The 26,496-nt window shown below is 43.5% G+C and carries 20 protein-coding genes; 12 read left to right on the forward strand and 8 right to left on the reverse strand.

The features are described from left to right. The first annotated feature begins 59 nt into the window (after window positions 1-59). The 4 genes from AK825_RS01960 (at window position 60) to AK825_RS01975 (ending at window position 5,385) form a co-directional block, all read left to right on the forward strand. Entirely contained in the window at window positions 60-854 is a 795-nt protein-coding gene (locus tag AK825_RS01960) for an enoyl-CoA hydratase/isomerase family protein (protein WP_068034287.1), read from the forward strand. Window positions 855-1,009: 155 nt separating this feature from the next. After that, window positions 1,010-3,133 carry an acetyl/propionyl/methylcrotonyl-CoA carboxylase subunit alpha gene (locus tag AK825_RS01965; RefSeq protein ID WP_068034290.1) on the forward strand — a complete coding sequence of 708 codons (2,124 nt, stop codon included), beginning with the start codon at window positions 1,010-1,012 and terminating at the stop codon, window positions 3,131-3,133. A 64-nt stretch (window positions 3,134-3,197) separates the two neighbouring features. Further along, window positions 3,198-4,118 carry a hydroxymethylglutaryl-CoA lyase gene (locus AK825_RS01970; protein ID WP_068034292.1) on the forward strand — a complete coding sequence of 307 codons (921 nt, stop codon included), beginning with the start codon at window positions 3,198-3,200 and terminating at the stop codon, window positions 4,116-4,118. 79 nt (window positions 4,119-4,197) lie between these two features. Next, complete coding sequence (locus AK825_RS01975; protein ID WP_068034294.1) at window positions 4,198-5,385, forward strand: isovaleryl-CoA dehydrogenase; 1,188 nt, start codon at window positions 4,198-4,200, stop codon at window positions 5,383-5,385. Between the two features lie 247 nt (window positions 5,386-5,632). Here the strand turns inward: AK825_RS01975 and AK825_RS01980 are convergent, their stop codons facing one another. Both AK825_RS01980 and AK825_RS01985 read right to left on the reverse strand, forming a co-directional pair. After that, the gene (locus tag AK825_RS01980; RefSeq protein ID WP_068034296.1) at window positions 5,633-6,361 is read right to left on the reverse strand and encodes a pantothenate kinase; all 729 of its coding nucleotides are present in this window, start codon (window positions 6,359-6,361) and stop codon (window positions 5,633-5,635) included. Window positions 6,362-6,398: 37 nt separating this feature from the next. After that, a complete protein-coding gene (locus tag AK825_RS01985) occupies window positions 6,399-7,349 on the reverse strand; it encodes a biotin--[acetyl-CoA-carboxylase] ligase (protein ID WP_068034299.1) in 951 nt (316 codons plus the stop codon). Window positions 7,350-7,528: 179 nt separating this feature from the next. Here AK825_RS01985 and AK825_RS01990 point away from each other — a divergent pair, with 179 nt between their 5' ends. After that, a complete protein-coding gene (locus AK825_RS01990) occupies window positions 7,529-8,332 on the forward strand; it encodes a sulfite exporter TauE/SafE family protein (RefSeq protein WP_068034301.1) in 804 nt (267 codons plus the stop codon). A 1-nt stretch (window position 8,333) separates the two neighbouring features. Here the strand turns inward: AK825_RS01990 and AK825_RS01995 are convergent, their stop codons facing one another. Then, entirely contained in the window at window positions 8,334-8,633 is a 300-nt protein-coding gene (locus AK825_RS01995; protein WP_068034303.1) for a DUF4298 domain-containing protein, read from the reverse strand. Between the two features lie 139 nt (window positions 8,634-8,772). Between AK825_RS01995 and AK825_RS02000 the strand changes: the two genes are divergently transcribed. The 4 genes from AK825_RS02000 to AK825_RS02015 all read left to right on the forward strand — a co-directional run bounded on the left by AK825_RS02000 (window position 8,773) and on the right by AK825_RS02015 (window position 18,440). Further along, the gene (locus AK825_RS02000; RefSeq protein ID WP_068034305.1) at window positions 8,773-12,720 is read left to right on the forward strand and encodes an AAA family ATPase; all 3,948 of its coding nucleotides are present in this window, start codon (window positions 8,773-8,775) and stop codon (window positions 12,718-12,720) included. 236 nt (window positions 12,721-12,956) lie between these two features. Beyond that, a complete protein-coding gene (locus AK825_RS02005; protein ID WP_068034307.1) occupies window positions 12,957-13,976 on the forward strand; it encodes a cell division protein ZipA C-terminal FtsZ-binding domain-containing protein in 1,020 nt (339 codons plus the stop codon). Between the two features lie 285 nt (window positions 13,977-14,261). Further along, entirely contained in the window at window positions 14,262-16,253 is a 1,992-nt protein-coding gene (gene ligA, locus AK825_RS02010) for an NAD-dependent DNA ligase LigA (protein ID WP_203226505.1), read from the forward strand. A 3-nt stretch (window positions 16,254-16,256) separates the two neighbouring features. Continuing rightward, window positions 16,257-18,440: a tetratricopeptide repeat protein gene (locus AK825_RS02015; RefSeq protein WP_068034311.1), complete on the forward strand. Its 2,184-nt coding sequence runs from the start codon at window positions 16,257-16,259 to the stop codon at window positions 18,438-18,440. Between the two features lie 50 nt (window positions 18,441-18,490). Here the strand turns inward: AK825_RS02015 and AK825_RS02020 are convergent, their stop codons facing one another. The 4 genes from AK825_RS02020 to AK825_RS02035 all read right to left on the reverse strand — a co-directional run bounded on the left by AK825_RS02020 (window position 18,491) and on the right by AK825_RS02035 (window position 23,487). Next, complete coding sequence (locus AK825_RS02020; RefSeq protein ID WP_068034312.1) at window positions 18,491-19,021, reverse strand: hypothetical protein; 531 nt, start codon at window positions 19,019-19,021, stop codon at window positions 18,491-18,493. A 386-nt stretch (window positions 19,022-19,407) separates the two neighbouring features. After that, window positions 19,408-19,857, reverse strand: a complete 450-nt coding sequence (locus tag AK825_RS02025; RefSeq protein ID WP_068034314.1) for a hypothetical protein — start codon at window positions 19,855-19,857, stop codon at window positions 19,408-19,410. A gap of 459 nt (window positions 19,858-20,316) precedes the next feature. Beyond that, entirely contained in the window at window positions 20,317-22,761 is a 2,445-nt protein-coding gene (locus tag AK825_RS02030; protein ID WP_068034317.1) for a YgiQ family radical SAM protein, read from the reverse strand. 258 nt (window positions 22,762-23,019) lie between these two features. Next, window positions 23,020-23,487, reverse strand: a complete 468-nt coding sequence (locus AK825_RS02035; RefSeq protein WP_068034319.1) for an Lrp/AsnC family transcriptional regulator — start codon at window positions 23,485-23,487, stop codon at window positions 23,020-23,022. 235 nt (window positions 23,488-23,722) lie between these two features. On the opposite strand from AK825_RS02035, the gene rarD reads away from it, so the two are divergent. Continuing rightward, window positions 23,723-24,733 (forward strand): EamA family transporter RarD, encoded by a 1,011-nt coding sequence (gene rarD / locus AK825_RS02040; RefSeq protein WP_068038910.1) that lies wholly within the window; start codon window positions 23,723-23,725, stop codon window positions 24,731-24,733. A gap of 134 nt (window positions 24,734-24,867) precedes the next feature. Here rarD and smpB read toward each other — a convergent pair whose 3' ends face one another. Continuing rightward, window positions 24,868-25,344, reverse strand: coding sequence for an SsrA-binding protein SmpB (gene smpB, locus AK825_RS02045; RefSeq protein ID WP_068034322.1), 477 nt, complete (start codon window positions 25,342-25,344; stop codon window positions 24,868-24,870). Window positions 25,345-25,617: 273 nt separating this feature from the next. On the opposite strand from smpB, the gene coaD reads away from it, so the two are divergent. Together coaD and AK825_RS02055 are read left to right on the forward strand one after the other, a co-directional pair. Beyond that, a complete protein-coding gene (coaD, locus tag AK825_RS02050) occupies window positions 25,618-26,130 on the forward strand; it encodes a pantetheine-phosphate adenylyltransferase (protein ID WP_068034323.1) in 513 nt (170 codons plus the stop codon). Window positions 26,131-26,190: 60 nt separating this feature from the next. Next, a complete protein-coding gene (locus AK825_RS02055; RefSeq protein ID WP_021814308.1) occupies window positions 26,191-26,439 on the forward strand; it encodes a YfhL family 4Fe-4S dicluster ferredoxin in 249 nt (82 codons plus the stop codon). Window positions 26,440-26,496 lie beyond the last annotated feature (57 nt).

Genomic DNA, 26,496 nt, shown 5'->3' on the forward strand with positions numbered 1-26,496 from the left:
AAAATTATCCGTAAAAAAAGACATGCAAAAGTTACTACAAAACATTGAGATAACTCTATATGAATAATTATAAAAGCCTATTGGTCGATATTGAGCAGCACGTGGCTACGGTAACATTAAACCGCCCTGAAATACGTAATGCTTTTAATGATGAAATGATTGCCGAATTAACGGATGTATTCAACAAGCTTGGCACTGATGATAATGTCCGAGTCATTGTGCTAGCGGCTGCTGGTAAAGCGTTTTGTGCTGGTGCGGATCTTAACTGGATGCGTGCGATGGCAGATTATAGCTATGAAGAGAACCTAGCAGACGCTGATAAACTCGCGCAAATGCTTAAGACCATTTATGAATGCCCCAAACCAACGGTTGCCGCTATTCAAGGGGATGTCTATGCAGGTGGTATGGGTTTAATAGCCGTTTGCGATGTAGCCATCGCGGTTAAAATTGCGAACTTTTGCCTAAGCGAAGTGCGTTTGGGATTGGCTCCTGCAACGATTAGCCCTTATGTTATCAAAGCGCTAGGTGCTCGCGCATCACAGCGCTATTTCTTAAGTGCAGAAGTTTTTGATGCCAAAAAAGCTCAGCAACTGGGCTTGATCCATGAGCGCGTCAGCGAAGAAGCGCTTAATGATGAGGTAGCCACGTTCTGCGCCAAAGTGGTCAAAAACAGCCCGGATGCGGTTAAGACTTGCAAACGTTTATTGCATGAAGTGGCGGGCGCACCCATTACCAATGAATTGATTGCCGATACGGTAAAAGGCATCGCTGATATTCGTTCATCAGAGCAAGGTAAAGAAGGCGTACAAGCGTTTCTGCAAAAAAGGAAGCCTGATTGGCTGACAGCAGATTAATAATAGAAGAGATATTTGGTAAATTGACGATAAATTAACAGCAGATGCTATTTTTTTAAAACAGTCACACGTGAACATCAACCTATATTTTATTATTTATTAATGTCACAAACGAATGTTAAAAACGATAAAAACGACAAGACACAGGGATAGTTATGTTTTCTAAAATTCTAATCGCCAACCGTGGTGAAATTGCCTGCCGTGTTGCAGCGACTGCAAAGCGTCTGGGTGTAAATACCGTCGCTGTTTATTCTGATGCCGACCGTGAAGCTAAGCATGTCGCTGTCTGTGATGAAGCCGTTTATTTGGGCGGATCGTCTCCCAAAGACAGCTATCTTAAAGGCGATGCTATCATTGCGATTGCTCAAGAGACTGGTGCAGAAGCGATTCACCCAGGTTATGGGTTTTTAAGTGAAAATGCTGACTTTGCTCAAGCCTGTCAGGATGCAGGTTTGGTCTTTATTGGTCCATCAGCTGATGCTATTCGCGCGATGGGCGGCAAATCTGAATCCAAGCGTTTGATGGAAGCGGCTGGCGTGCCATTGATACCGGGTTATCATGGTGATAATCAAGATGCAGAGTTTTTAAAACAGCAAGCAGATAGCATTGGCTATCCGGTACTGATTAAAGCCAGTGCTGGCGGTGGCGGTAAAGGTATGCGTATCGTTGAGCAGAGCAGCGATTTTATTGACCTGTTAGACTCCTGTCGTCGTGAAGCGATTACCAGCTTTGGTAATGATCAGGTATTGGTCGAAAAATATGCCCTAAAACCACGCCATATCGAAATCCAAGTATTTGGTGATACGCATGGCAACTATGTGCATCTGTTTGAGCGTGATTGCTCGGTACAACGTCGCCATCAAAAGGTATTAGAGGAAGCGCCAGCTCCAGGTGTTGACGCTACCATGCGTGAAGCGATGGGAACAGCGGCAATCGAAGCCGCACGTGCGGTTAGTTATTTTGGTGCAGGCACGGTTGAATTTATCGTTGAACAGCGCGAAGGTTCTATGAATTTTTATTTCATGGAGATGAATACCCGTTTGCAAGTTGAGCATCCAGTCAGTGAAGCTATCACTGGCGTTGATTTGGTCGAGTGGCAACTCTTGGTCGCCGCGGGTAAGCCATTACCTAAGCAGCAAGATGAGCTGGCGATTAATGGTCATGCGATTGAAGCGCGTATCTGTGCAGAAAACCCTGACAATGGTTTTTTGCCAGCGACAGGTACTTTATTTACTTATCAAAAACCTGAGCATAGCACCTTTGTTATTAATAACGACAGCGCAGGCGTGCGTATCGATGATGGGGTGCGCGAGGGCGATGTGATTAGCCCGTTCTACGACTCTATGATTGCCAAGCTTATCGTTCATGCGCCCACTCGCGAGCAAGCATTGGCTAAACTCGATCGAGCACTCGGACAAACACGCATCGTTGGCTTGCCGACTAACGTGGCATTTTTGCGCTACATTCTCAATACTGAGTCATTTAGTCAAGCCAACCTCGATACTGCACTGATAGAGCGTGAGGCGGACGAGCTGTTTAATCAGCATCCGCTTCAGTTATCGACGCTTGCTGTTACTGCTATCGCGCAGCAGCTTGCCAGTGAAGGGATTGCACAAGACGCAGATGCAGATCCGTTTAGTAAGCCTACTGGTTTCCGTGCTTATAACGCTTATGCAAGATCGTTTAGCTTGGTTTATGATGAGCAAGCTTATAGCGCCCGTATTAGCAATTGGCACAACGCACATTATTCTGACAGTAAAAAGGGTGCTGAAAATACCAGCAGCTTTACGTTGGTCATTGAAAAAGAGGTCGCTAACACTCAGGATAATAGCAATATCAATGTAGCTGCTGAGTTGGAAACTGTTTATCAAGGTGAAGTTAGCTACGCCAGCAGTGACGCACACAATCATACTTTATGGTTAGAAGGCGCACGTACTAACGCCCAGAGCTGGGTACATAATGAGATAGTCTATGTGTTCACTGATAGAGGGCGTGATGAGATTACGCTGATTGATATCATGGCGCATGTGGGAGAAGAGTCTGCGGCGGTCGGTAGTTTGAAGTCACCAATGCCAGGGCAGGTCGTTGCCTTTAAAGTGGCTGTCGGCGATAGCGTGAAAAAAGGTGAGCCACTTGCCGTTATCGAAGCGATGAAAATTGAACATACCATTACCGCACCAACTGACGGCGTGGTGGCAGAATTGTTATTTGCGGCGGGTGACTCGGTTGCTGATGGTGATGAGCTGCTGCGTATTGACACGGAAGCTAGCGAAGCTTAAGAGCCGAAGTATAAGAACTGAAGTATAAGAACTGAAGTATAAGAACAATGAAAGGATAATAACCATGAGCCATTCGTATCCAGAGCACGTCACCATCGTGGATGTCAGCCCACGTGATGGCTTACAAAATGAATCGATGACGGTACCGACTGCCGTTAAGCAAACGCTTATCAACGATTTAATCGCGGCAGGCGTCAAAAAGCTTGAGGCGACCAGCTTTGTCTCGCCAAAGTGGGTGCCGCAAATGGGCGACAACAGTGAGCTGATGACCGTGCTTGCAGATAATAGGCGTGATGACATTATTTATTCAGTACTCGTGCCCAATATGCGCGGTTTTGAAAATGCTATTGTGCATCGTCCTGATGAAATAGTAATTTTTGGCTCAGCCAGTGAAACCTTTAGTCAAAAAAACATCAATTGCAGTATTGATGAAAGTATTGAACGTTTTGCACCCGTTGCCGCTGCTGCAAAAGAGCAGGGCATCAAGGTACGCGGTGTTATCTCTTGCACGGTCGGTTGCCCTTATGAAGGCGAGATTGACCCTAGCCAAGTGGCTTATGTGACTAAGCGCTTGGTTGAGATTGGTTCAGAACAGATTGGTATTGCTGATACGATTGGTGTTGGTACTCCGCTGAAAGTACAGCGCGCGTTACAAGCCGCACTAGAATATGCCGACATCACTATGCTATCAGGACATTTCCATGATACTTATGGTCAAGCCGTCAGTAATACCTTAGCCGCACTACAGATGGGCGTCAGCGAATTCGATACCTCAGTGGCTGGGCTTGGTGGCTGCCCGTATGCCAAAGGCGCAACGGGTAATGTCGCAACCGAAGATGTAGTCTATATGCTGCACGGTATGGGTATTAGCACTGGCATTGACTTAGATAAATTAGTCGTGGCAGGTGAGCGTATCAGTGATTTTTTAGGTCGTCGTAATGGGTCAAGCGTGGCGCGTGCGTTGATTAATAAGCGTCAGTCCTAATTAAATGCGCTGAAAATATAATGGCTTTAAAGACAAATTAACATTTAATATTTAAAACATCAAAATACAAGGAATAGTTATGAGTTTACCTGGATTGAATTTTCAGCTTGGCGAAGATATCGACGCGTTACGTGATGTGGTACAGCAGTTTGCAGCGAAAGAAATTGCCCCGCGTGCGGCTGAGATTGACAGCAGCGATGAATTCCCAATGGATTTGTGGCAAAAGATGGGTGATTTAGGTCTACATGGTATCACTGTTCCTGAAGAGTACGGTGGTGCTGATATGGGCTACGTCGCTCATATGGTCGCAATGGAAGAAATCAGTCGTGCTTCAGCCTCCGTGGCGCTGAGCTACGGTGCGCACTCTAATCTATGTATCAACCAAATTAAACGCAATGGTTCAGAGGAACAAAAGCAAAAATATCTGCCGAAACTCATTAGCGGAGAATTCATTGGTGCTCTCGCGATGAGTGAAACGGGCGCTGGCTCAGATGTGGTCAGTATGAAGCTAAAAGCCGAAGAAAAAGACGGCGGCTACCTTTTAAACGGTAGCAAAATGTGGATTACCAATGGTCCTGATGCTGACGTAATGGTGGTTTATGCCAAAACTAATCCAGAGATGGGTGCTAAAGGCATGACGGCATTTATCGTTGAAAAAGGTATGGAAGGTTTTGGTACAGCGCAAAAGCTCGATAAATTAGGCATGCGCGGCAGTCATACAGGTGAGATGATCTTTAATAATGTTGAAGTCCCTAAAGAGAATATCTTAGGCGGCCTCAACGAAGGCGTTAAGGTACTGATGAGTGGTCTAGATTACGAGCGCGCGGTATTAGCCGCAGGTCCTATCGGTATCATGCAAGCAGTGATGGATAATGTCGTTCCTTATATCCATGATCGCAAGCAATTTGGTCAAGCGATTGGTGAGTTTCAGCTTATCCAAGGTAAAGTCGCGGACATGTATACCATCCTGCAAGCAGGACGTAGCTTCTTATATACTGTTGGTAAAAATCTCGATATGCTAGATCAGCGCGGTGCTGGTCATAGTCGAGAAGTGCGTAAAGATTGCGCCAGTGTGATTTTATGGTGCGCCGAAAAAGCCACTTGGATGGCAGGCGAAGGTATCCAAATCTTTGGCGGTAATGGCTATACCAATGAGTATCCGCTAGGTCGTTTCTGGCGTGATGCTAAGCTCTATGAAATCGGCGCGGGTACCAGCGAGATTCGCCGTATGCTAGTTGGTCGTGAGCTGTTTAACGAGACCAAGTAAAAATTATTGAATGTTCGTTAGATATTAATTTCAGAATAAAATCGATACATTAATATCCTCGTGCTAATGAGCTAAATTTTTCTTGCTTGCTGTTCGCAGGCGTGACAGAGGCTACGAAAAACTCATCCCATTAGCACTCTGTATGGGTTTGAAATCGAACAGGCTATAACAAAAAAGCAGTACGCTTAAAACGTACTGCTTTTTTTATGTTTATTTTATATCTTATAAAAATCTTAGATTAAAATTACTATGACAGTTTACTATGGTCAAAATAACGTGCCAGACCATTTAACAGTAAATCATCGCGCAGGCGTACAGGGCGATTGACATGTTGCGCAATAATGGCGGCATCACCACCCGTCATAATGACTTCAAAGTTGGGATGACGATGGCTAATCTCATTGATCGCACCAACGATGGATAATAATATCCCGCGATGTACTGCATCTTGCGTGGTGGTGCCCTGACTGACACTATCAAAAGTACCGTTAGAGATGGTGATTTGCTTGGTACCTGAGAACAGTGACTCGCGTTGCAGATAGATGCTTGGGAAAATATAACCGCCTAAATGCTCAGCATGGTCAATCAAATCAATCGTTACCGCTGTACCGCAGCCAATCACGCATTGACGCTTTTTCTTATCAACTGCGCCCAGCATCTGTAGCCAACGATCGCAGCCGAGCTGCTCGTCATTGTAGGCGCTACGCATCAATGGGTGTTCAGCATCAACATGGACAAACTCAAACGGAATATCTAGACGACTCAAAGTCTCTGATACTTTTACGTTCAGCTCGTCACCCAGTACTGACGAGATACCGATAAAGTCGGGCGCATAACGCTCAAAGCGATCGGTTAGACCCATGAGTAATTCGGCAGGCGCTTGTAAATGCTGCTTGGCATCGTGCGCGACTATCTGCCCAATATCATCAGTGAGCCAGTATTTAAGACGAGTATTTCCAAGATCTAACCAGAGCATAAAAATCCCTTTATATAGTGCTCGTTAAGTAGGCGGTCTAAGCCTCATGAATCACATCAATACGACCGGTAAAAAGCGCAGAAATCTTACCGTTATCTTGACGCAATTGCAAACAGCCGTTTGTATCAATACTGCAGGCGTCACCAGTGATTACATGCGAATTATCATCATGGTCTTGGGTGACACGTAATCGCAGACCTGCCAGTGCGTCCATCGTCGCAAATTCTTGCAAAAAACTGTCCAGATAGTAAGTATGTCCAGTTGGCCTTTCGATATCAAAGTGCTCAAAGCGGGTCATAGCCGCCAGTAACGCTTCACTAATTTGCTGATAAAGCGTTTGTAAGGTTGGTAGACTGTTCGCGTTATCTGACGCCAGCATTCCATAAATATCTTGCAAGCTAACTGCTTGATAGCTCATGCCTTCACAAGTTTGCGCGGTTAGCTTTGGCGCAGCTTGTACATTAAGTCCAACGCCCATGACTACACCAACCAATTTTCCTGCCTTCCATACTGGTTCAATTAAAATACCAGCAAGCTTATTAAATTGAATAATTTGCGTGTCTAGTTCAGCTTTAACTGATTCGGGTGAGTTTTGATAAAAGCCTAAATCATTGGCCCATTTTACGCCAATAGGGGTTAAACTTTGCGCGCGTAATTGCTCATTCAATGTTTGGATAACAGGCGTTTTTGCCAGCTCAACGCCGATGATTAACGATAACAAACCGCTAATAGGCATGTGTACTGGATGGTATAACGACAGATAAACATTACCGCGCGGTGATTGCCATGAGCGTCCTCGCTGTCCGCGCCCTGCACTCTGGGTCTCAGCCGTTAGTAGATGTAACTCAGTAGCATCCAGCGTACCATCTTGCACAGCGTCTATCAGCTCACTATTGGTAGAGGCACTGCTGGTCACATGACGATGCGTAACCTCAGCTAAATGGACGGAAGGATTGGCTGGTGACGGCATAGATATAGATAACGGCATAAATTTAGTCGCTGTAGTTCATATAATGTTTGATAGAGTCTTTGAGATAGCATTTGATATACTAAGGCCATTGTTAAGAATGACAGCCATCGGCAGAATTGTCACGACTTAGATGCTAATGACGCGCAGGCGCTGGTTATTATCAACTAAAAATAACCATAATAAAAGGTAGAGCTATAATGTTATATGTGTGGTTTGTCATTGCAGGGGCATTTGCTGGGGTCAGCGCAGGTTTGTTTGGTGTCGGTGGCGGCATGATTATCGTACCAGCATTGGTATGGATTTTTACTGCGTATCATTTTCCTCCTGAAGTGGTCACCCATTTGGCAGTTGGTACCTCACTTGCGACCATTGTAGTGACTTCTATTAGCTCACTCACGGCGCATAATAAGCGCGGCGGTGTACGCTGGGAAGTGTGGCGAAAAATGGCGTTGGGCTTGGTCATCGGTAGCCTCGTTGGAGCAGGCGTTGCTGACATGATTGACGGTAAGGTATTGCAAGCCATCATCGGTGTCGGCGCGTTATTGGTTGCTTTAAAGATGTTGTTCTTTTCTAACAAAGAGCAGCTAGGTAAGCCGTTACCGTCCGCTGGTGTGCAGTTTGGTGCGGGTACAGGGATTGGTATGGCATCGTCTATTTTTGGAATTGGCGGTGGTAGTTTGACCGTACCGTTTTTAAATTGGGCGGGACTACCGATGAAGCAAGCAGTCGGCACTTCAGCGGCTTGTGGCCTGCCGATTGCATTGGCTGGCGCAGCAGGATTTGCATGGTTCGGTCAAGATGTGGTCAACCTGCCTGAAGGTACAATAGGCTTTGTACATATTAGTGGGTTTTTATGTATTTCCGTTGTCAGCTTCGCTATGGCAAAAGTCGGTGCCAAGCTTGCCCATGTATTACCTGCGCTAACACTTAAGCGTGCTTTTGGGGTGTTGTTATTATTTGCAGGTGGGCAGTTATTGTTAAGTGGGATTGGGGTGATTTAAGTTATTTCTTATCAATCGCATCCAGCCCCAAACGCATCCACTTTCTTGCTAACTCATCATGGTCGCTGAGCATACTCCATAGCGCATCTTCACTAAAGATAGAGTGCTCTTTACCTGAGTATTCAATTGGCATATCCGCTTCACGATCCGTCATCCATTGCGGATTTAAATAGTAGTCTTTTAATTCGTTTTGCAATGCTTCAGCTTTTAAGAACTGCTGTTGCGCTTCAAGCTGTCTACGATGTAGCTCACACCATTCTTCATATTTTTGTTGTAGTTCTTGTGGATTATATTTAGTCATTTTAACTCTCTTATTTTTTGATGCTTAGATTAATCATTGTTATTTTAAGCCCTATTATAGCATTCCTCACAAACTCTAAAAACTCGTCACAATTTCAGGTAGAATAGCCGCCTGTTTTCGCTAAGTTTATTGATTATTCATGCGTTTAAAATCTTTAAAGCTGGCAGGCTTTAAATCCTTTGCCAATCTAACGACTTTTACCTTCCGTCATGGTATCACCGCCATTGTCGGGCCAAACGGCTGTGGCAAATCCAACGTGATTGATGCCATTCGTTGGGTGCTGGGTGAGACCTCTGCCAAGCAGTTACGTGGCGGAGCTATGAGTGATGTCATCTTTGCCGGCACGCAAGATAAATCTGCCAAAAGTGTCGCCAGTGTCGAGCTGACTTTTGAGCATACGCAAGACGAGCAGACGGGTATTCGCCATGAGTTTAATCTCTATCAAGAGCTGTCAGTACGCCGACAGGTAAACAAAGAAGGACGCTCAGACTACTTTATCAATGGCACGCGCTGTCGTCGCCGTGATGTGGTCGATGTATTCTTGGGAACGGGGCTTGGTGCACGCAGTTATGCAGTCATCGAGCAGGGTATGATTGGGCGTATTGTTGAATCTAGCCCCATGCAGCTGCGTGAATTTATCGAAGAGGCGGCTGGGGTTTCGCGTTATCAAGCGCGCCGCGAAGAAACGCAAAAAAAGTTAGAGAAAACTAAAGATAATTTAGCACGCCTGCACGACATGCAAAGCGAGCTGGTCACCCAACAAAAACGGTTATCTAAGCAAGCAGAAAGCGCTCAGCGTTACGAAAAGCTAGCGTTAACACTTGCTGATATCAAGCAGCAACTTGCCATTCAGCAACTGTATCAAGCCAAGCATAATCAGCAGCAGCAAAAAATAGCTCATGAGCGTAGCGCTAATGAGGTCGCCACATTACAAGCCAGCTATGAGACTCTAAAAGCCAAACAAGATAAGCTTGCTGCCCATATCAATCAAGAACAGTGGCTAAAAGACGATGCCCAAAGCAGCCATTATCAGCAGCAGCTAAGCTATCAACAAGCTGAGCACCAGCTAAGTGATGCCAAATCACAGCTAACCGTTATTGAACAGCAACTAGCCAGTTTAGAGCAGCAGCGTGAGCAAGCAGTCGATGAGATTGAGCGTTTAGAAGCTGAGCAAGCCACGCAGCAAAATGTGCTAGAAGAATTGCGTCCGCAGCTAATTGAACTGACAAATAAACGTGAAGCGTATAAACGCAATGAGCAACCGTTGCAGCGCGCATGGCATGAAGCGCAAAACAAGCTGTCACGCCTGCAAGATAATGCGCGTGCGCTTGAGCAGCAGCAAGCGATTAATAGCCAAGCGCAAAAACGGCATCAGCAAAACCATGAGAAATGGCAGCGTCGCCAGCAAAACTGGCAGAGTCTATGGCAGCAACTACAACAGTCACTAGCACCAGCTGCCAATACTGACGGGGCTGATGGTGATGGGCAAGAGCAGGCTGACGCGAACAATTTGCAGCGCACATTAGAGACGCAAGTTGCTGAGCTAAATAAACAGTTGCAGCAGATTGAGCGTCAGCAAGATAGTATCGATGAGCGACTGTCTGAGCTACAACCGCAAGCGCATGATTTACAGCAGCGCTTGAATATGCAGCAACGCGAGTTGAGTGAGGATGAAAAACGTCTCGCAGTTTTAGCAGGTGAGTACGATACTCTACACCAGATATTGCATCCTAAAACTACGGCAAAACTTCAACAGCAATTATCTATTTCAGGAAATGACAATTTAAAAACTGATTTAGAAAATGAAATAGCCAACGACTATAAAGACTTGGCTATCACGACCTTGCGTGAGCAGATTGAGTTAAGCACCAAAGGGCAACAGCACGCAGAGCTACTCGATAGCGTATTGGCGTTATGGCTGGATAGTCATGTGCTGGTTTCTAAACAATCAAGTAATGAAAAAATTAACGGCGACGTTCAAAAAGCGAATAGCTTATGGCAAGCGCTTGAGCATAACTTAACCGATTTTTTTACTTATCAGACTGCACAAAATGAGCATAGTAATAGAGAAGAGAGTTCTTCAATAGAAACTGGTCATAGCCTTTGGCTATCTGCTAAGCAAAGTGAAATTAGAGACAGTTCATTTGTTAGCCCATTGCCTGATAGCTTGGTTGATAAAGTACTGCCTTTATCACAGCTAATTATTGCACCTAACTTAGCGCTTTGGCAGCACTGTTATTTATATATCGCGAAGCTTGAAACGAATAATCAGCAGACACTTGAAGCGCTTGCCGATATCCTAAAAATATTACCATCATCAGCCATCCTGCTAACCTCGGATGGCTGGCTTATCAGTCGTCAGGGTACGATTAATCTCAGTAAGTTTATTGGTGTGCAAGATGGTCAAAACGATAGCAATAACCAATTCTTAACGCAGCGCTTACAGCAACGTAGCCGTCTGCAAGCGTTAGAAGATTTGCTTAATGAGTTTGAAACCAAAATACAAGAGCAGCAAAAGACCATCGCTAATAACCAGCGTAACTATGATGCACTGACGATCAGCTTAGAAGAAACTCGCGCGCAAGCTGAGCAATTAACCCGCGATAAGCATCAATACCAGCAGCAGCTTACCACTCAGCGCGCCAACGCTGAACGTCTACAAGCAGACAGCCAGCGTCTAAATACTGATAAAGTTGCCCTTGAGCAAGAGCAACAAGAGCTTGTGCAAGAGCAGCAAACACTTAATCATGAACAGCAGCATATCCAAAGTGAGATAGCGGCGTTGACGCCACAAATAGCGGATGCTCGGACATTGAGTCAGCAGTTGCAGTCCGAACGTAGTGAGCTTACCCGCACACGTCAGGCAGATGATGACGCTTGGCAAGCATTGCAGCTTCGTATTCAACAAAGCGAGATGCGTTTAGAGCATAGCGTTAGTAGTCTTACCCGTGCGAGTGAGCAATATGATAAGTCACTACAAAACGAGCAAAGTCTAAAGGTACGTCATGAGCAGCAGCAAAACAAACTGCCAGCACTGCAAGCAGCATTACAAACTGCGCAGACAGCACGCGATGAACAACAGGCAGTATTAGCAGAGCGTGAAACGGCATTAACGGCGCTTAAAGAGGAATATAGTCAGCAGCAGGCAGCGCTAGATACGCTACAACAGTCATTGCAGACTCAGCAAAGCGAGCTTGCACATCACGCCACCGAGCTGGCATTAAGCGCGGCACGTCTAGAAGATGCCAGTACTCATACGCAAGAGGCTTTAGAAGCTTACTATAGTATTAGGCATAGATATAAAACTGATGAAGAGTTACCACAGCAACCGATTAGTGTCTCAAATTTATTAGCGGATTTTATCGCCCATGATCGCCGCGTACGTCCAGACAAAATCGCTGAGCTTGAGTCCGAACGTGCTAAGCTTGACCAGCAGCTAAGTAAAATTGGCGCGGTCAATCTAGCGGCGGTGGCAGAGCTGGCTGAGGTCAATGAACGCTTAGAGCCGCTGGCGCAGCAGACAGAAGATATTGCTGCCAGTATGCAGACGTTGACCGAGGCGATTGCTTCTATTGATGAGACCACCAAGACGCTATTTATGCAGACACTTGAGGCGGTCAATGATGAGCTTGCCAATTTATTTGCCAAAGTCTTTGGCGGTGGACAAGCTAGCTTAACGCTCAACACTGACGACATGCCTGCTAATGCATCAAAATCAGAACAGTGGCGGGCAGGGCTAACCTTAATGGCGCAGCCGAAAGGCAAGCGTAATAGTCGCTTGGCCGTACTCTCAGGCGGTGAAAAAACGCTTACTGCACTTAGCTTAATTTTTGCGATATTTAAGCAGCATCCTGCCCCATTTTGTGTGCTTGATGAAGTCGATGCACCCCTTGATGATGCCAACGTTGCCCGCTTTACCAGTCTGATTCATGAGTTGGCAGACGATTTGCAGTTTATATTTATCAGTCATAATAAGCTGACAATGCAGATTGCCGATGAGCTTAAGGGTATTACGATGCCTAACGCAGGCATTTCTACTTTAGTCAGTGTCTCACTCGATGAAGCTGCAAGCTATATTGATAGTTAGTATTAATGACTAGTATTAAGAATTGATAACTGATATTAAAAATTGATAACTGGTATCGAATTCTATACAGTCCCTAGTGTTATAGTCGATGCTAGGACTGTAACGTAACGCAACTATGTCAGGCTGACTATAAACGATTACTATATGGTGACGAGGTTAGTCAGCCATGCTAGACTATTGCCATTTATTCCCTCTTATGTATTCCCTTTTATCATAGTTATTAGGATATATTTCTCATGACCGCTATTCAGTTTGTATTAATTGCCATTGCTGCATTTATCGTGCTTGCAGGCCTGTTTATGGTCATTCGTAGCTTTAAGCGTCGTAATAGCGCGGAGATTGCGGCAGTCAATTATGATAAAAATGGTATCCCAATTATACCGCGCCACGAGCGTAATATTGTCGACCAGCCAGACTTGGACGATACGGTCGCTGGTGAAACCACCATTGCTCCTGATCGTGATTATCTAAATGCGGTGATCGAAGATGAACCTTTAACTGAGACTCATACCAATGTCGATGCACAATTGACACAGGGTCGTGGTGATACCGCAATTGATGAAAGCGCAGAAAACAACGAGGACTATGTACGCTGGCAGGACGAGCAACAGCGCGCTGACAATGCTGAGTTTGTAGAAGTTGCTAGTGAAATGCAAGGTGATAACGAGTATGAGCCAGATGCGTTTTCTAGCCTTATGTCAGCGACGGATAGCTTGATGCCAGTGATTGATACGGCCGAAGAGCCAAGCTTTGATGACAACAGCCCGATACTTGATCAGCACCTCTTAGAGCCAGTTGACCAAGCGCAAAACGGTCCACTCATCAATGCTAAAGACAATATCAATATTACTATCTTGCCGCGCCAGTATCGTGATCGTCCTGTAGAAATTATTCGTGGTCGTGATTTATTGGCTTTAATTGATAAATATGGTTTGCGCTTTGGGGCGATGAATATGTTCCATCGCTATGAGCAAAAAGACGGCACTGGTATGCTTTGGTTTAGCATGATGGGTATTACAGATAGTGGTATCGCGCCTTTCGATCCGCATAGCGTGGCGACCAATACTTACAACGGTGTGGTGGTGTTTTTATCTCTGCCGCATCCACAAGCGCTACGCAGCTTCGATAGTATGATGAGTATTGCTTATATGATGGCCGATGACTTAAATGCGATGATGCTTGATGAAAGTAATGAGCCGATTACACCTGAATATAAACAGCAGCTACGCAATCAAGTACGCGACTATGAAGTTTAATAAAGACGAAATTTAAAATCAATTCTAGCAGAATCTTAAAAGGCAAATAATGTCGCGCAATTAATATTGCCATAGATGTTATTTGCCTTTTTCAATTGTTCTGATTTTCTATAAAATGATATCCGAGTATCCTGCAAACTTGTTATCATATCGGCATCTTGAATTGCAAAGACGCTGACTATGACTGACCCTATCTTACCAACCGCTGCCCCTACCGAAACCAATCAAAAAACGACTTCGCAAAACCTTACTTTGTCTGATGAAAATACTGATACTATCGCGCAGATGCGCTCGCTTATTGACGCCATCAAGAAACATAATTATGCTTATTATGTGCTCGACAATCCTATTTTAGAGGACAGCGAATACGATCAATTGCGTCGCTCTTTGCTTGAGCTTGAGGAAGAATATCCAGATTTGGTACAGCCGGACAGCCCCATCAATCAAGTCGGTGATACGCCGCTATCCGCTTTTACCCAAGTGACCCATGACATTCCTATGTTATCGCTTGGTAATGTGTTCGAATATGATGGGTTGCGCGATTTTATGCGCCGCGTTAATGATCGTCTCAATGACGCGCAGCAAAACCCTGAATATGAGATGGAGCTAAAGCTTGATGGACTGGCGGTCTCAATAAAATATGCGTATGGCAAATTTGTCCAAGCGGTCACACGCGGTGATGGTCAAACAGGGGAGGATATTACTCAAAATGCTAAAACCATTCGCAATCTACCATTATGGTTAGCTGATGCCGCTGATATCGAGCTGTTAGAAGTACGCGGTGAAGTGCTGATGCCCAAGGCAGGCTTTGAGCGTCTAAACCGCCTAGCAGAAGAGAAAGAAGAAAAGACCTTTGCCAATCCTCGTAATGCCGCTGCTGGTAGCTTGCGTCAGCTTGACCCAAGTATAGCAGCCAGCCGTCCGCTCGCATTTTATTGCTATTCAGTCAATCAAGGTCTACCTGAAAATATCAACACTCAGTCAGCCGCATTAGCATGGTTAAAAGACATTGGCTTTACGGTCAGCGCGGTTGAGGTCGTGCAAAATCCACGCGAGGCACAAGCCTACTATGAATCGGTGATTGAAACGCGTGATGATCTACCGTTTGAAATTGACGGTATGGTGATTAAGGTCAATAGCTTAGCGTTACAGCAGCAGCTTGGCTTTTTATCGCGTGAGCCACGCTGGGCAACCGCTTATAAATTCCCTGCCCAAACCGTTATGACCCGTTTGCACGCTATCGAATGGCAAGTCGGACGTACTGGACAAATCACGCCAGTCGGCAAGCTTGAGCCGGTAAAAGTCGGTGGCGTCACCGTCAGCAATGTCACCTTGCATAATTTTGGTGAGATTCAGCGCTTGGACGTGCGTGCAGGCGATATGGTCAGCGTGCATCGCGCTGGCGATGTTATCCCAAAAGTCACGCGCGTCTGGCATGATCAGCGTCCAGAGGACTCTGAGCCCGTTAAGCTACCGTCTACCTGTCCAGTATGCGACTCTCCTGTATTACTGCCCGAAGATGAAGCGTTGGCGCGTTGTACTGGCGGTCTATTTTGTCCAGCGCAGCAGCAAGAAGCGCTCATTCATTTTGTCTCGCGTCGGGCGATGGATATCGATGGCTTAGGCGCAAGCTGGCTTGTCAGCTTCTTTAAGCATGGACTCGTCAAAACGGTCGCTGATATTTATCAATTGCATAACCATCAAGAAGAGCTTATCACCCTTGAAAAGTTGGGCGAAAAATCTGTACAAAACATCATCAGTGCTATCGAAGCCAGCAAACATACCACGCTAGCACGCTTTATCTATGCACTCGGTATTCGTGGTGTAGGTGAAGGCACGGCACAAAATCTCGCCCAGCAGTTTGGTGATCTAGATAGTTTAATGGCAGCAGATATTGATACGCTACTACAAACGCCTGATGTGGGTGCTATCACCGCGGAGCTGGCGCATGAGTTCTTCCGCGCACCGCATAATATCGAAGTCATCACTGCATTGACGGAGGCAGGCGTACATTGGGATAAGGTCGAGCAAACTGTCTCTGCTGACCAGCCGCTTGATGGGCAGACATGGGTCATCACTGGCGTACTCGATAGCATGGCACGTGATGAAGCGAAGGCGAAATTGCAAGCACTTGGGGCAAAAGTCTCAGGGAGCATTTCTGCAAAAACCACCGCCCTGCTGGCAGGTGATAAGGCTGGCTCGAAGCTGACCAAAGCAGAAAAATTGGGCGTTAAGATAGTGGGTGAGGAAGAGTTTTTGGCGTTGGTTGGGGAGTAGTTTATGAATCTTGATGACTTGGAAGGTTTGGATGAAGCGACTCGGGAAGAGATTGAAGAGTTGCAGAAAGTAACACGTGGGAAAGATAAGAATAACAAATTTTTCGAAGCTCAATACGATATAGCTCAACTTTTAAGAGGAAATGAACTATTCAAAAATGCGCATAGTATTCTAAGGAAATTGAAAAAGGATGCAGAGGATGTTAGTAATTTTAGATGGCAACATGCTGCCCAGTTTGATATTGGAGCTATATTTTTAGAAGTAGGCGATACTGAAAAGGCTATATGGACTTGGCAGAGAACAAAAGATATAGAAGGAAAGAGCGAAGATCCTTTATCTCAAGTACTAGTTGGAAAAATACTAAGAGATCAAGAGGATCTAGAAGGTGCCGAAAAAGCATGGGAAATAGCAAAAAAACTAGGTAAATCGAATAGGCCTAAATTTAATAGTGAAATTAGGCTGCTTTTAGGGCAGATTTTTGAAGAAAGAGGAGATAGCGAAAAAGCTTTAAAAGAGTGGTCTGAAATAAAGTATGAGAATGATAAAAGCAGATATGCTAAGGCACAATTTAATATTGGCAATATGTTCTTTAAACAAGATGCTAAAGAAGATGCTTTAATATCATGGCGCAAGGTCAAATGTGAAGATAATCCTGAAGTTTATATCAAAGCTCAATTTAATATTGACAAGATTATAGAAAATATGGATATCCATAAAAGAGTGTTTAAAAAATTAGAGTTAAAACGTAAGTGGATATTGAGTAATAAAGATGAAATTAAAAAAGCTTTCTCGGAATGGGATGTTGTTAATAGTCCAAAAGATTATGCATATTCAAAACTTAAATTTGGAGAAAAAAATCTTAATTCTAGTGAAGATCGAGATATTAAGAACGCAATAGCTTCTTTTGAGAAAGCAAAAGAATGCTACGCTTATGAATCATATACTTATCTTCTTATCTGCGAACTCTTGTCACATTCGAAATCAGAACAACTAGGGAAACTAACTTTAGAGATATTCAATAAAGTTCAAGAAATTATTGACATTTTATCTATAAATTTTAGTAGTTCGTCTATTGAAAATATAATACCTGAAAGAAAATTAGCTCATTATACCAGCACTGATACCGTAGATAAGTTACTGAACACAGAAGACGGAAAGAAATCAAGCAGTTTTCGACTTAATACTATAAATAATGTTAATGATCCTAGTGAGGGACAATTACTCCTAAATCACTTAAAAAATATAAAAGATACATCATCTTACACACCAGAATTCGATGAAAAATACCATGCGTTTCTTAGTTGCTTTACTTTTAATCATGATAGCCTTAATCAGTTTAGATTGTATGGTAAAAAAGATAATAAAGAAGCTTCAGGAGTTAGTATTGTATTTAAAAAAGATTTTTTCGAGTTTGATAGTTCAATATTAAACTTGCCTTTTCCATTATTTGAAAGTGGTATTAAATCTAGTGACGATTTGCATGAATTTAGAGATATGCAGAAAAAACCATCTGTCATAACTGAAAATATTGATTTTAAAGATTCTGATTTTTTTAATACCAAAAAAAATAATGAAGGTTATTTCAAAATAAGAAAACAGCCAGTGATGAGATGTGTCTATCTTGATCCTAGTTCTAGCTACATTCATTTAGCTCAGCGTAATCGTTTAACATTTTTTAGAGAGTTTAACGATGAAACTGTACAAGTGAAAAGTGAACAGATAAGTAAAGCTGAAAACGAGTGGAAGAACTATCAAAGCTTTATTGATAAAGAGACTGAAGCTTTCAGAAGTGCCTTTACAGATATTAAAAGTGTTTATAGAGCTATTGTTAAAGAAATAACTAAGATTGAGGAAAAAAATGCAAAGTTGTCAGATGAAATAGAAGTTTTATTAAGCGAAATTCTTTTACCTCTAAAATACCTCATCAAACATTCTGCGTTCCAAGAAGAACAAGAGTGTCGAATGGTATATATTACTCACTTAGATAGACCTGAGATAAAGATGGATTTTGGTAAGTTTCTATATGTAGAGTACGAACCAGAGGTAAAAGCGCATTTAGACAAAATTTACATCGCTCCTGCTGCCAGTCACTATGAGCCTTATTTTGCTAAGCTATTATGCGGTAAGAATGGTATGGGTAAAAAGATTAAAATCGAATCCTCAAATAATCCTTACCGTCAAACTTAATATTTCCTCGTAGCGTGTGTCATATAAATCAAAACACACGCTATTAACTTCTACTCCACCTCACCATGCACCTCAACCTCACCCTTCACCCCATCCGGCTGAATCACGATAGGCAACACCAGCCCTTTAGCAAAGTCATCAGCTAACACATAATCATAGCTGCTGGCAGCGACATCGGGCGTAGTATGAATAATAAGCTTCATATCTTTGCCATCGGTTAGCTCATGAGAAGTATAGCTATCACTGAGCTGATCGAGCACCTTTGACAGTGCTTCGTTACTTGCCATACTTATTGTCAAATTATGCTGGGCAGTGGCATTATCTACTTTGAAGTAATTAGCATATGACTGTACAGATTGGCTATCGAGCTCAAACGGATAGTTGTAGTCAGCGAGGTTAGCAGCTGATTCGCCACTTGACATTACTGACCAGTCGATGGTTTTTGCTGTCGTCGATGAGCCTGATGTTGTTACCGCATCTTCAGAGACTTTACTAGCAGTATCAGCACTGTTGTCGCAGCCTGTTAGCGCCCACATACTTGCAGTAGCAATTATCATCATACTCATTAGACGCTTCGTCATCGACATATCCTCTTTATTATTAATCATAAATTTTTATATAAGCGCTATTTTGACAGCTTTCGTTATGCTTCTCTAGCAAAATGCAGCAAACGAGCGATTGTTATAGAAATATCGGTAAGACAGGTATAGTTGGTTCACTTTAAAACTGATACAGTGCTGCTGGGGTAAATTTTTTGCAGCCTCTGTCACGCTTGCGAACAGCACGCAAGAAAAATTTACCCCAGTAGCACATCGCTATTAACGTATCGATTTTATTTCGAACTGACTATATGTTTTATGGACTACATGCATAAAAAAAACAGCCATCTTTCGATGACTGTTTACACTAATGCTAAGGTTAACAAGTATAGATTTATCATTATTAATGAATGATTAAAATGGAGTTACTATCTACCCACTTGGCAGTTTACTTGGTATTCTTTACCATCAGCCCATTTCATCGCTAAGATACCTTTATCGCCTTTCATATGCCATGCATAGACAACTTCTGGGTTTGACTCATTTACATAGCTTGCCGTATCGCCTTCTACGCCGCCATTCAAGATAATTGGTTGTTGTGACCAGTTTACTTTAGGTAACGTAGCAGTCAACATTACTTGTTTTTTATTAATAGATTGTTTTGCAAGGATTTGGCTGTCATCAGTACAAGTATAAGGAGCTGGCGCCATGCGATCATAGGCAGCATTGGTTACGCTTTCTGAAGCAGGAGTAGTAGTACTTGGCGTTGTTGGAGTCGTAGGAGTGTTTGGCGCAGTAGGCGTTGGCGCGGTAGTAGCACAAGCACTAAGTAGAGCAAGGGCAGGTAAGGCAGTAGCAATCTTAGTTAAGGTATTCATGGTTCTCTCCAAAAGCATCAAGTCATATCGTTTATTTGTATTTAACAATGCGTTAAGCATATGACGCATATAGTAACGAAAACGAAGCCTGAGAAATGTTAGAAATTGTTTGCTAGCTGTGAGTTTCGTTACGTAACAGCTGACTAATGTAATTCTTAATTTAGAGAGTTTGCAAAAGCATAAATTTGAATAATATGTGAGTTCAAATAACTATAGATTGTACTAAATTGAAGTGTCATATATTTGATCTACATGCGCGGCTGCAAAAATTTCTATCAGCCGCACCATGCCATTTTTAGAGTGAATCGACTATATCGATAGTTCTCAAATTAAATAAGCCAGTTCAAATAAAAAAGCGCACATCGACTTGGGAGCCAATGTGCGCTTTTTATTGTCTTACTTAGATGGGCTGATAAGGTTCAGCCCATCGTTTTATGTTACTTAAACGACTTATCAATATTACTTAGTTTTGCGCGGTGGTAAACCAGTATGCTGCGTTTGGAAATTACCTTTGCTCACACTTTTTTTGTTGTTCTTACTAGCTGCATTGTTATTGGCTGAGCCATTGCTACGCTTCACTGAGTCATTACCAAGGCGGCTGTTCTTTTTACGTGCCGATTGATAGCTGTCTTGCGCGGCATCGCGGCCCTCCAAACTGGCATTAAATGGCGGAATTAGGCAGCCACGGTTTTTACCAATCAAATCACTACGACCCATATCTTGTAATGCTTTACGTAAAAGTACCCAGTTTTTTGGATCATGGAAGCGCAAGAAGGCTTTGTGCAATTTACGCTGCTTGCCAGACTTGACGATATCCATGTCACCCTCAGTACGACTGATCTTATGTAGCGGGTCTTTATGGGTATGATACATGGTGGTCGCCGTTGCCATCGGGCTCGGATAAAATGCCTGCACTTGGTCAGCGCGGTAGCCGTGACTTTTTAGCCAAAGCGCAAGGTTCATCATGTCTTCATCTTTAGTACCCGGATGCGCGGCGATAAAGTAAGGAATCAGATATTGCTCTTTGCCAGCCTCTTGGCTGTACTGCTCAAACATGGCTTTGAACTTATCGTAGCTGCCCATGCCGGGCTTCATCATCTTCGACAGCACGCCTTCTTCTGAATGCTCAGGGGCGATTTTTAGATAGCCACCGACATGATGGCTGACCAATTCTTTAACATATTCAGGGTCTTTAACCGCCAAGTCATAACGTAGGCCAGAAGCGATTAATATCTTCTTCACGCCTTTGATATCACGTGCTTTACGATATAGCTTAGTCAAATTACTGTGATCAGTAATCAAGTTTTCACAGACATCAGGATAGACGCATGACGGCTTACGGCAATGCTTTTCAATCGTTTCATCTTTACAGTTTAGACGATACATATTGGCAGTCGGGCCACCAAGGTCAGATATCACCCCAGTAAAGTTCGGCGCGGTATCACGAATCGCCTCTACTTCACGTAGGATAGACTCTTCTGAGCGGTTTTGAATAATACGGCCTTCGTGCTCAGTAATCGAGCAAAAAGTACAACCACCGAAACAGCCACGCATGATATTGACCGAAAACTTAATCATGTCATAAGCAGGGATGCGTGCATCGCCATAACTTGGGTGTGGCAGGCGCGCATACGGCAAGTCAAAGACGTAATCCATCTCTTCGGTCGATAGCGGAATCGGTGGTGGATTGAGCCAAACGTCAATTGAGGTGTGTGAATTACCAGCACCGCTACTATGACGTTGCACCAGCGCACGAGCGTTTCCTGGGTTGGTCTCCAGATGCAAAATACGGCTGGCATGCGCATACAAGACTGGGTCAGATTTGACATGCTCATAATCAGGCAGGCGAATGACGGTTTGCTCACGTGGCGGCATTTTGATCTTATACTTACGCGCCGTCATCGGCTTGTCATTAAGGGTAGTATCAAAGCCGCGCATCTGCACTACTTGAGTCTCTTCGTCAACTTGATCGGCATTGATGATTTTATTGGTGACTGGCTCTGCGACGAAACCCTGATACTGTGCCGACATGCCTGTCATGGCTTGCCCAACTGGTGAGTCGCTAGGCTTTTCTTGCTCAATTGAGCATTGATCCACGTCTTCGGTCATCACATACGGATTGATAATTGGATCAACACGGCCGACGGTATCGACATCGTTACTGGCGACTTCGGTCATGTCCGCTTGCCAATGACGACGTGTCGGCGTCAATAAATACGACGTACCGCGCAATTTACTCATTTGCTCAAAAGTGTAACCTTTCGATAGACCATGTACTACATCGACGATGGCGCGTTCAGCATTACCATACAATAAAACGTCAGCACGGGCATCCAGCAAAATACTACGACGAACTTTATCTGACCAATAGTCATAGTGGGCGATACGGCGTAGGCTACCTTCGATACCGCCTAAGATAATTGGCACATCAGGATAAGCTTCACGGCAGCGCTGGCTATAAACGATAGCGGCGCGGTCAGGACGTTTGTTCGCGACATTACCTGGAGAGTAAGCGTCATCGCTACGAATCTTACGATCAGCGGTATAACGGTTAATCATGCTGTCCATGTTGCCAGCAGTCACGCCATAAGCGTAGACCGGTTTACCAAGCTCCATAAAGGCATCTTTGCTCTTCCAATCTGGCTGGGCAATAATGCCGACACGAAAGCCTTGTGCTTCTAATAGACGACCGATAATCGCCATACCAAAGCTTGGATGATCGACATACGCATCACCTGAAATGATAATGACATCACAGGCATCCCAGCCCAAATCGTCCATCTCTTTGCGGCTCATGGGTAGATAAGGCGCAGGCTCGTAGCAGCTCGCCCAGTGTTTGTCGTAGTCGTAAAGAGGTTTGGTGCCTTGCTTAAAGGCGGTGCGGGCGATGGTATCGGCAGACATGAGCGGACCTGTTGGCTAAGAATGTGGCTGTGTATCGTTAAGAGTTTTTGAAGATAAATAGAGGGATTTTCCCATACCTTCGAAAACCGCTCATCTTAACATGAATTCGCCTCAGGTAGGGATAAGTTATTGATAGCGTGAGATAATCTATTGATATAAAAGAAAGTACAAAGGAAAGTTCACAACTTGCCGACTTTCAGGCATGTTAAAAATCAAAGGGCTACTAGAAATTTTATAAATACAATAATCTCATTCGCGCTAATCCAACAAAATTTTCGTCCCACTCTTCGTAAAATTCATCACAAACTGGCTTTTAAAGTTGCGCACATTATTCTCATAAGTGAGCAAACCAGTTGTAAACTGATGATAGTCTTGCATGTTTCTGGCATTGACCATCAGCATAAAATCCGCATCGCCCGATACTTCATAGCAGCTCATGACTTGTGGCTGCGTATTCATCAAGCGCTCAAACCGATGTTGCATAGAGGTGTTAGAGCGCGCCATCTCTATCATTACTACCGCGGTAAGCCCGTAACCGACTTTATTGGGATCGACGATAGCAACTTGCTTGGTAATAACACCATTATTTATCAATGCTTGAATACGGCGTTGAGCAGTAGCGATAGACACATGGACACGTTCTGAAACAGCTTTTAATGGTAGCGTCGCATCGTCCTGTAGCAAGTTTAAAATGGCTTTATCAATATCATCTAAAGTTTCACTCATCGTATTAACTCTTATAGAAATTAATATCACTATAGATTAAAAATTGATAAATAATCCAATTTTAAAGCGGATTTTTGATATATAAATTCAAAATTAAATTTATATAGAGATAATATTTCGCAGTGTCTTAGTAAAATAGATGGTATCGAACAGAGCTTAGCAGTGAAAAACAAAAGCTAATAGCTGACTTCTCAAACGTCTATTCAAATTTACGGTGCTGACTATGTCTATCTCAATGCTATCTAACGTATTCGCAAATACACTCACAACCACTGTTTCGCGCTTGCCATTGGCTACGATGTGGACAGCGGGAAGCGTTCAGCAACGTACATTAATAATGGGTGTGGCGCTGGCTGTATTATCAAACCTTTTATTTGGCGTGCTTTATGCGTATAGCAGTTTTTTAGCACCGTTATCAGGTACGCAAGTATTTATGTGGCGTATGCTGGCAATGTGGGGCGCATTAATAGGGTATCTCCTCATTAGCGGTCGCTTAGGTTCACATTTTGATAAATTAAAGACACTTAGAACCGTAAAGCAATGGGCGTGGTTACTATTGCCAACACCGATATTTTTGAGTCAGTTTTGGCTATTTATGTGGGCACCGGTTAATGGGCAGGGCGTACAAACCGCGATGGGCTATTTCTTATTTCCACTGATGATGGTGATATTTGGTTGCGTCTTATTTGGCGAAAAGCTCAGCCGTTTACAGTGGTTAGCCGTTGCCTTTGCTGCATTAGGCGTGGGAAGTGAGATTGTACGAACCCAAAGCGTTTCTTGGGCAACGCTTTGGGTCTGTGGCACTTATCCTATCTATTATATTTTACGTCGCATGCAGGGCATTGGCGCAGTCACTGGACTACTAGTTGATTTAACCATTTTTGCTCCATTTGCCATGGCTTACTTATTCTTTATTGCACCGAGTAGTCTAATGCTCGTTAGCGGGTCTGGATTTTTTATCATGATGCTAGTAGGGTTGGGCGTACTTAGCGTCTTAGCGATGAAAACCAACGTTGATGCCAGCCAAATGCTGCCAGTGAATGTCTATGGCATGATGAGTTACTTAGAACCTGCGCTATTGTTTATTTTAGCGGTCACAGTATTGGGCAATCCATTTGAATCAGCGATGATCTATAGCTACGGTTTGATTTGGTTAGGGATTGCTTGTTTGATTGTTCATGGTATTCGCCAGCTGTACCGAGCTCGTAAAAATATGCAATCTTCGATAACAGAGCAAGTAGCGTAAGAATGATAATCAATAATATTCTTGTAAAATAATAGATAAATAAAAAACGGACGACTCAGCTTAATATTGAGTCGTCCGTTTTTGTTATAGACTAAAATAATGGCTTTAACTGCTTAGTTCTAATCCGATTAGATTTAGTCTAAATGCTGCTTAAAGCCGCGTTGCTTATCACGTTCCCAATCGCGGTCTTTTAGGGTTTTACGTTTATCATGCTGTTTTTTACCTAAAGCAAGTGCAATCTGGCATTTCACTAGTGAGTTTTTCCAGTAGCAAGATAATGGCACGCAAGCATAGCCTTTTTGATTGACCGCGCCCATGAGCTTTTCGATTTCGCGGCGATTGAGCAGCAGCTTACGGGTACGTATGCTATCAGGGCTGACATGCGTTGAGCTTGAAAGCAGCGGCTGAATATGCGCGCCAAAAATAAACGCCTCATTATTACGAAAGATAATATAAGCTTCGGTAATGGTCATTTTACCGGCACGAATAGCCTTAACTTCCCAGCCTTGTAATGCTAATCCTGCTTCAAATGTCTCTTCAATAAAATACTCATGCCGAGCCTTTTTATTGCTGGCAATTTGATTGTCAGGTTTTCTTGATTTTTTTGACATAATTTCTCCATAAGGACTTCTATATGCATAGTTTGTATATATTGTCCTTGTCTAACTATTCCTCATCCTACCCCTTTAATAGAAGTTGTCTTTTTTGTCATGCTGGTTTGTTATACTAGGCATGCTAGAAGGGATGAGTCGAACCGACTATTGTAGCAAAGCGCCTAACAAAAATGTAAGTCAACTGTTAGGACAAATGTAGCAGATAAGTATTAAGTTTGGACAAAATTTGCTAGCATATAGCGTAACATTACCGACTATATTAGCCATGCTATGAGCCATCCTGCTACTTCTTCAAAATTGCATACCAAAATTCTATACCCAGGTACCTTTGATCCCATTACCAATGGTCATGTGGACTTAGTGACGCGAGCAACTAAGCTGTTCGATGAAGTGGTGATTGCGGTGGCCTCAGGACATCATAAAAAGCCTTTATTTGATTTTGAGGAACGCGTAGCGTTGGTCGAAACAGTATTTGCTGATTTACCGCAAGTATCGGTGATTGGCTTTGAAGGTTTACTCGTAGACTTTATGCGTGAAAAAAACGCTACTGCCGTATTGCGTGGCCTGCGCGCGATGTCAGATTTTGAATATGAGTTTCAATTGGCTAATATGAATCGTGAGCTCGATGAAAACTTTGAAGCAGTATTTTTGACCCCATCTCAGAACTATTCGTTTATCTCATCGACGATGATTCGTGAAATTGCCAAACTTGGCGGTGATGTCACCAAATTCGTTCCCCCTTGCGTCTCGCAAGCCTTTACGCAAAAGTTAAACGTTAAATAAAATAAGCACTCACTGACACCGCCGAACAATATCGGCTGCCAGTAGAGCGAGGAGCAGATCATGGCATTATTAATCACTGATGAATGTATCAATTGTGACGTATGTGAGCCTGCCTGCCCGAACGAGGCTATCTCAGAAGGGGACGATATTTATGTTATCGACCCTGATTTGTGCACTGAATGTGTTGGTCATTTTGATGAACCACAATGCGTGGTAATTTGTCCTGTTGACTGTATTCCTCATGACCCTAACCATGTCGAAACTGAAAGCGATTTATTGTCCAAATACAAACGTATTACCGGTCAATAATACGTTGCAGATTATGCTATCAATGGATAAAAATTCTAAAAACTAGGAATAATATGA

It is taken from the genome of Psychrobacter sp. P11G5 (genome assembly GCF_001593305.1).
Lineage (GTDB): Bacteria > Pseudomonadota > Gammaproteobacteria > Pseudomonadales > Moraxellaceae > Psychrobacter.

Coding starts and splice junctions, on each gene's coding strand:
- AK825_RS02000 (WP_068034305.1), top strand. CDS start 8,773: ATGCGTTTAAAATCTTTAAAGCTGGCAGGCTTTAAATCCTTTGCCAAT.
- smpB (WP_068034322.1), bottom strand. CDS start 25,344: ATGTCAAAAAAATCAAGAAAACCTGACAATCAAATTGCCAGCAATAAA.
- AK825_RS01970 (WP_068034292.1), top strand. CDS start 3,198: ATGAGCCATTCGTATCCAGAGCACGTCACCATCGTGGATGTCAGCCCA.
- ligA (WP_203226505.1), top strand. CDS start 14,262: ATGCGCTCGCTTATTGACGCCATCAAGAAACATAATTATGCTTATTAT.
- AK825_RS01960 (WP_068034287.1), top strand. CDS start 60: ATGAATAATTATAAAAGCCTATTGGTCGATATTGAGCAGCACGTGGCT.
- coaD (WP_068034323.1), top strand. CDS start 25,618: ATGAGCCATCCTGCTACTTCTTCAAAATTGCATACCAAAATTCTATAC.
- AK825_RS02020 (WP_068034312.1), bottom strand. CDS start 19,021: ATGACGAAGCGTCTAATGAGTATGATGATAATTGCTACTGCAAGTATG.
- AK825_RS01990 (WP_068034301.1), top strand. CDS start 7,529: ATGTTATATGTGTGGTTTGTCATTGCAGGGGCATTTGCTGGGGTCAGC.
- AK825_RS01995 (WP_068034303.1), bottom strand. CDS start 8,633: ATGACTAAATATAATCCACAAGAACTACAACAAAAATATGAAGAATGG.
- AK825_RS01980 (WP_068034296.1), bottom strand. CDS start 6,361: ATGCTCTGGTTAGATCTTGGAAATACTCGTCTTAAATACTGGCTCACT.
- AK825_RS01965 (WP_068034290.1), top strand. CDS start 1,010: ATGTTTTCTAAAATTCTAATCGCCAACCGTGGTGAAATTGCCTGCCGT.
- AK825_RS02025 (WP_068034314.1), bottom strand. CDS start 19,857: ATGAATACCTTAACTAAGATTGCTACTGCCTTACCTGCCCTTGCTCTA.
- AK825_RS02030 (WP_068034317.1), bottom strand. CDS start 22,761: ATGTCTGCCGATACCATCGCCCGCACCGCCTTTAAGCAAGGCACCAAA.
- rarD (WP_068038910.1), top strand. CDS start 23,723: ATGCTATCTAACGTATTCGCAAATACACTCACAACCACTGTTTCGCGC.
- AK825_RS01985 (WP_068034299.1), bottom strand. CDS start 7,349: ATGCCGTTATCTATATCTATGCCGTCACCAGCCAATCCTTCCGTCCAT.
- AK825_RS01975 (WP_068034294.1), top strand. CDS start 4,198: ATGAGTTTACCTGGATTGAATTTTCAGCTTGGCGAAGATATCGACGCG.
- AK825_RS02035 (WP_068034319.1), bottom strand. CDS start 23,487: ATGAGTGAAACTTTAGATGATATTGATAAAGCCATTTTAAACTTGCTA.
- AK825_RS02055 (WP_021814308.1), top strand. CDS start 26,191: ATGGCATTATTAATCACTGATGAATGTATCAATTGTGACGTATGTGAG.
- AK825_RS02005 (WP_068034307.1), top strand. CDS start 12,957: ATGACCGCTATTCAGTTTGTATTAATTGCCATTGCTGCATTTATCGTG.
- AK825_RS02015 (WP_068034311.1), top strand. CDS start 16,257: ATGAATCTTGATGACTTGGAAGGTTTGGATGAAGCGACTCGGGAAGAG.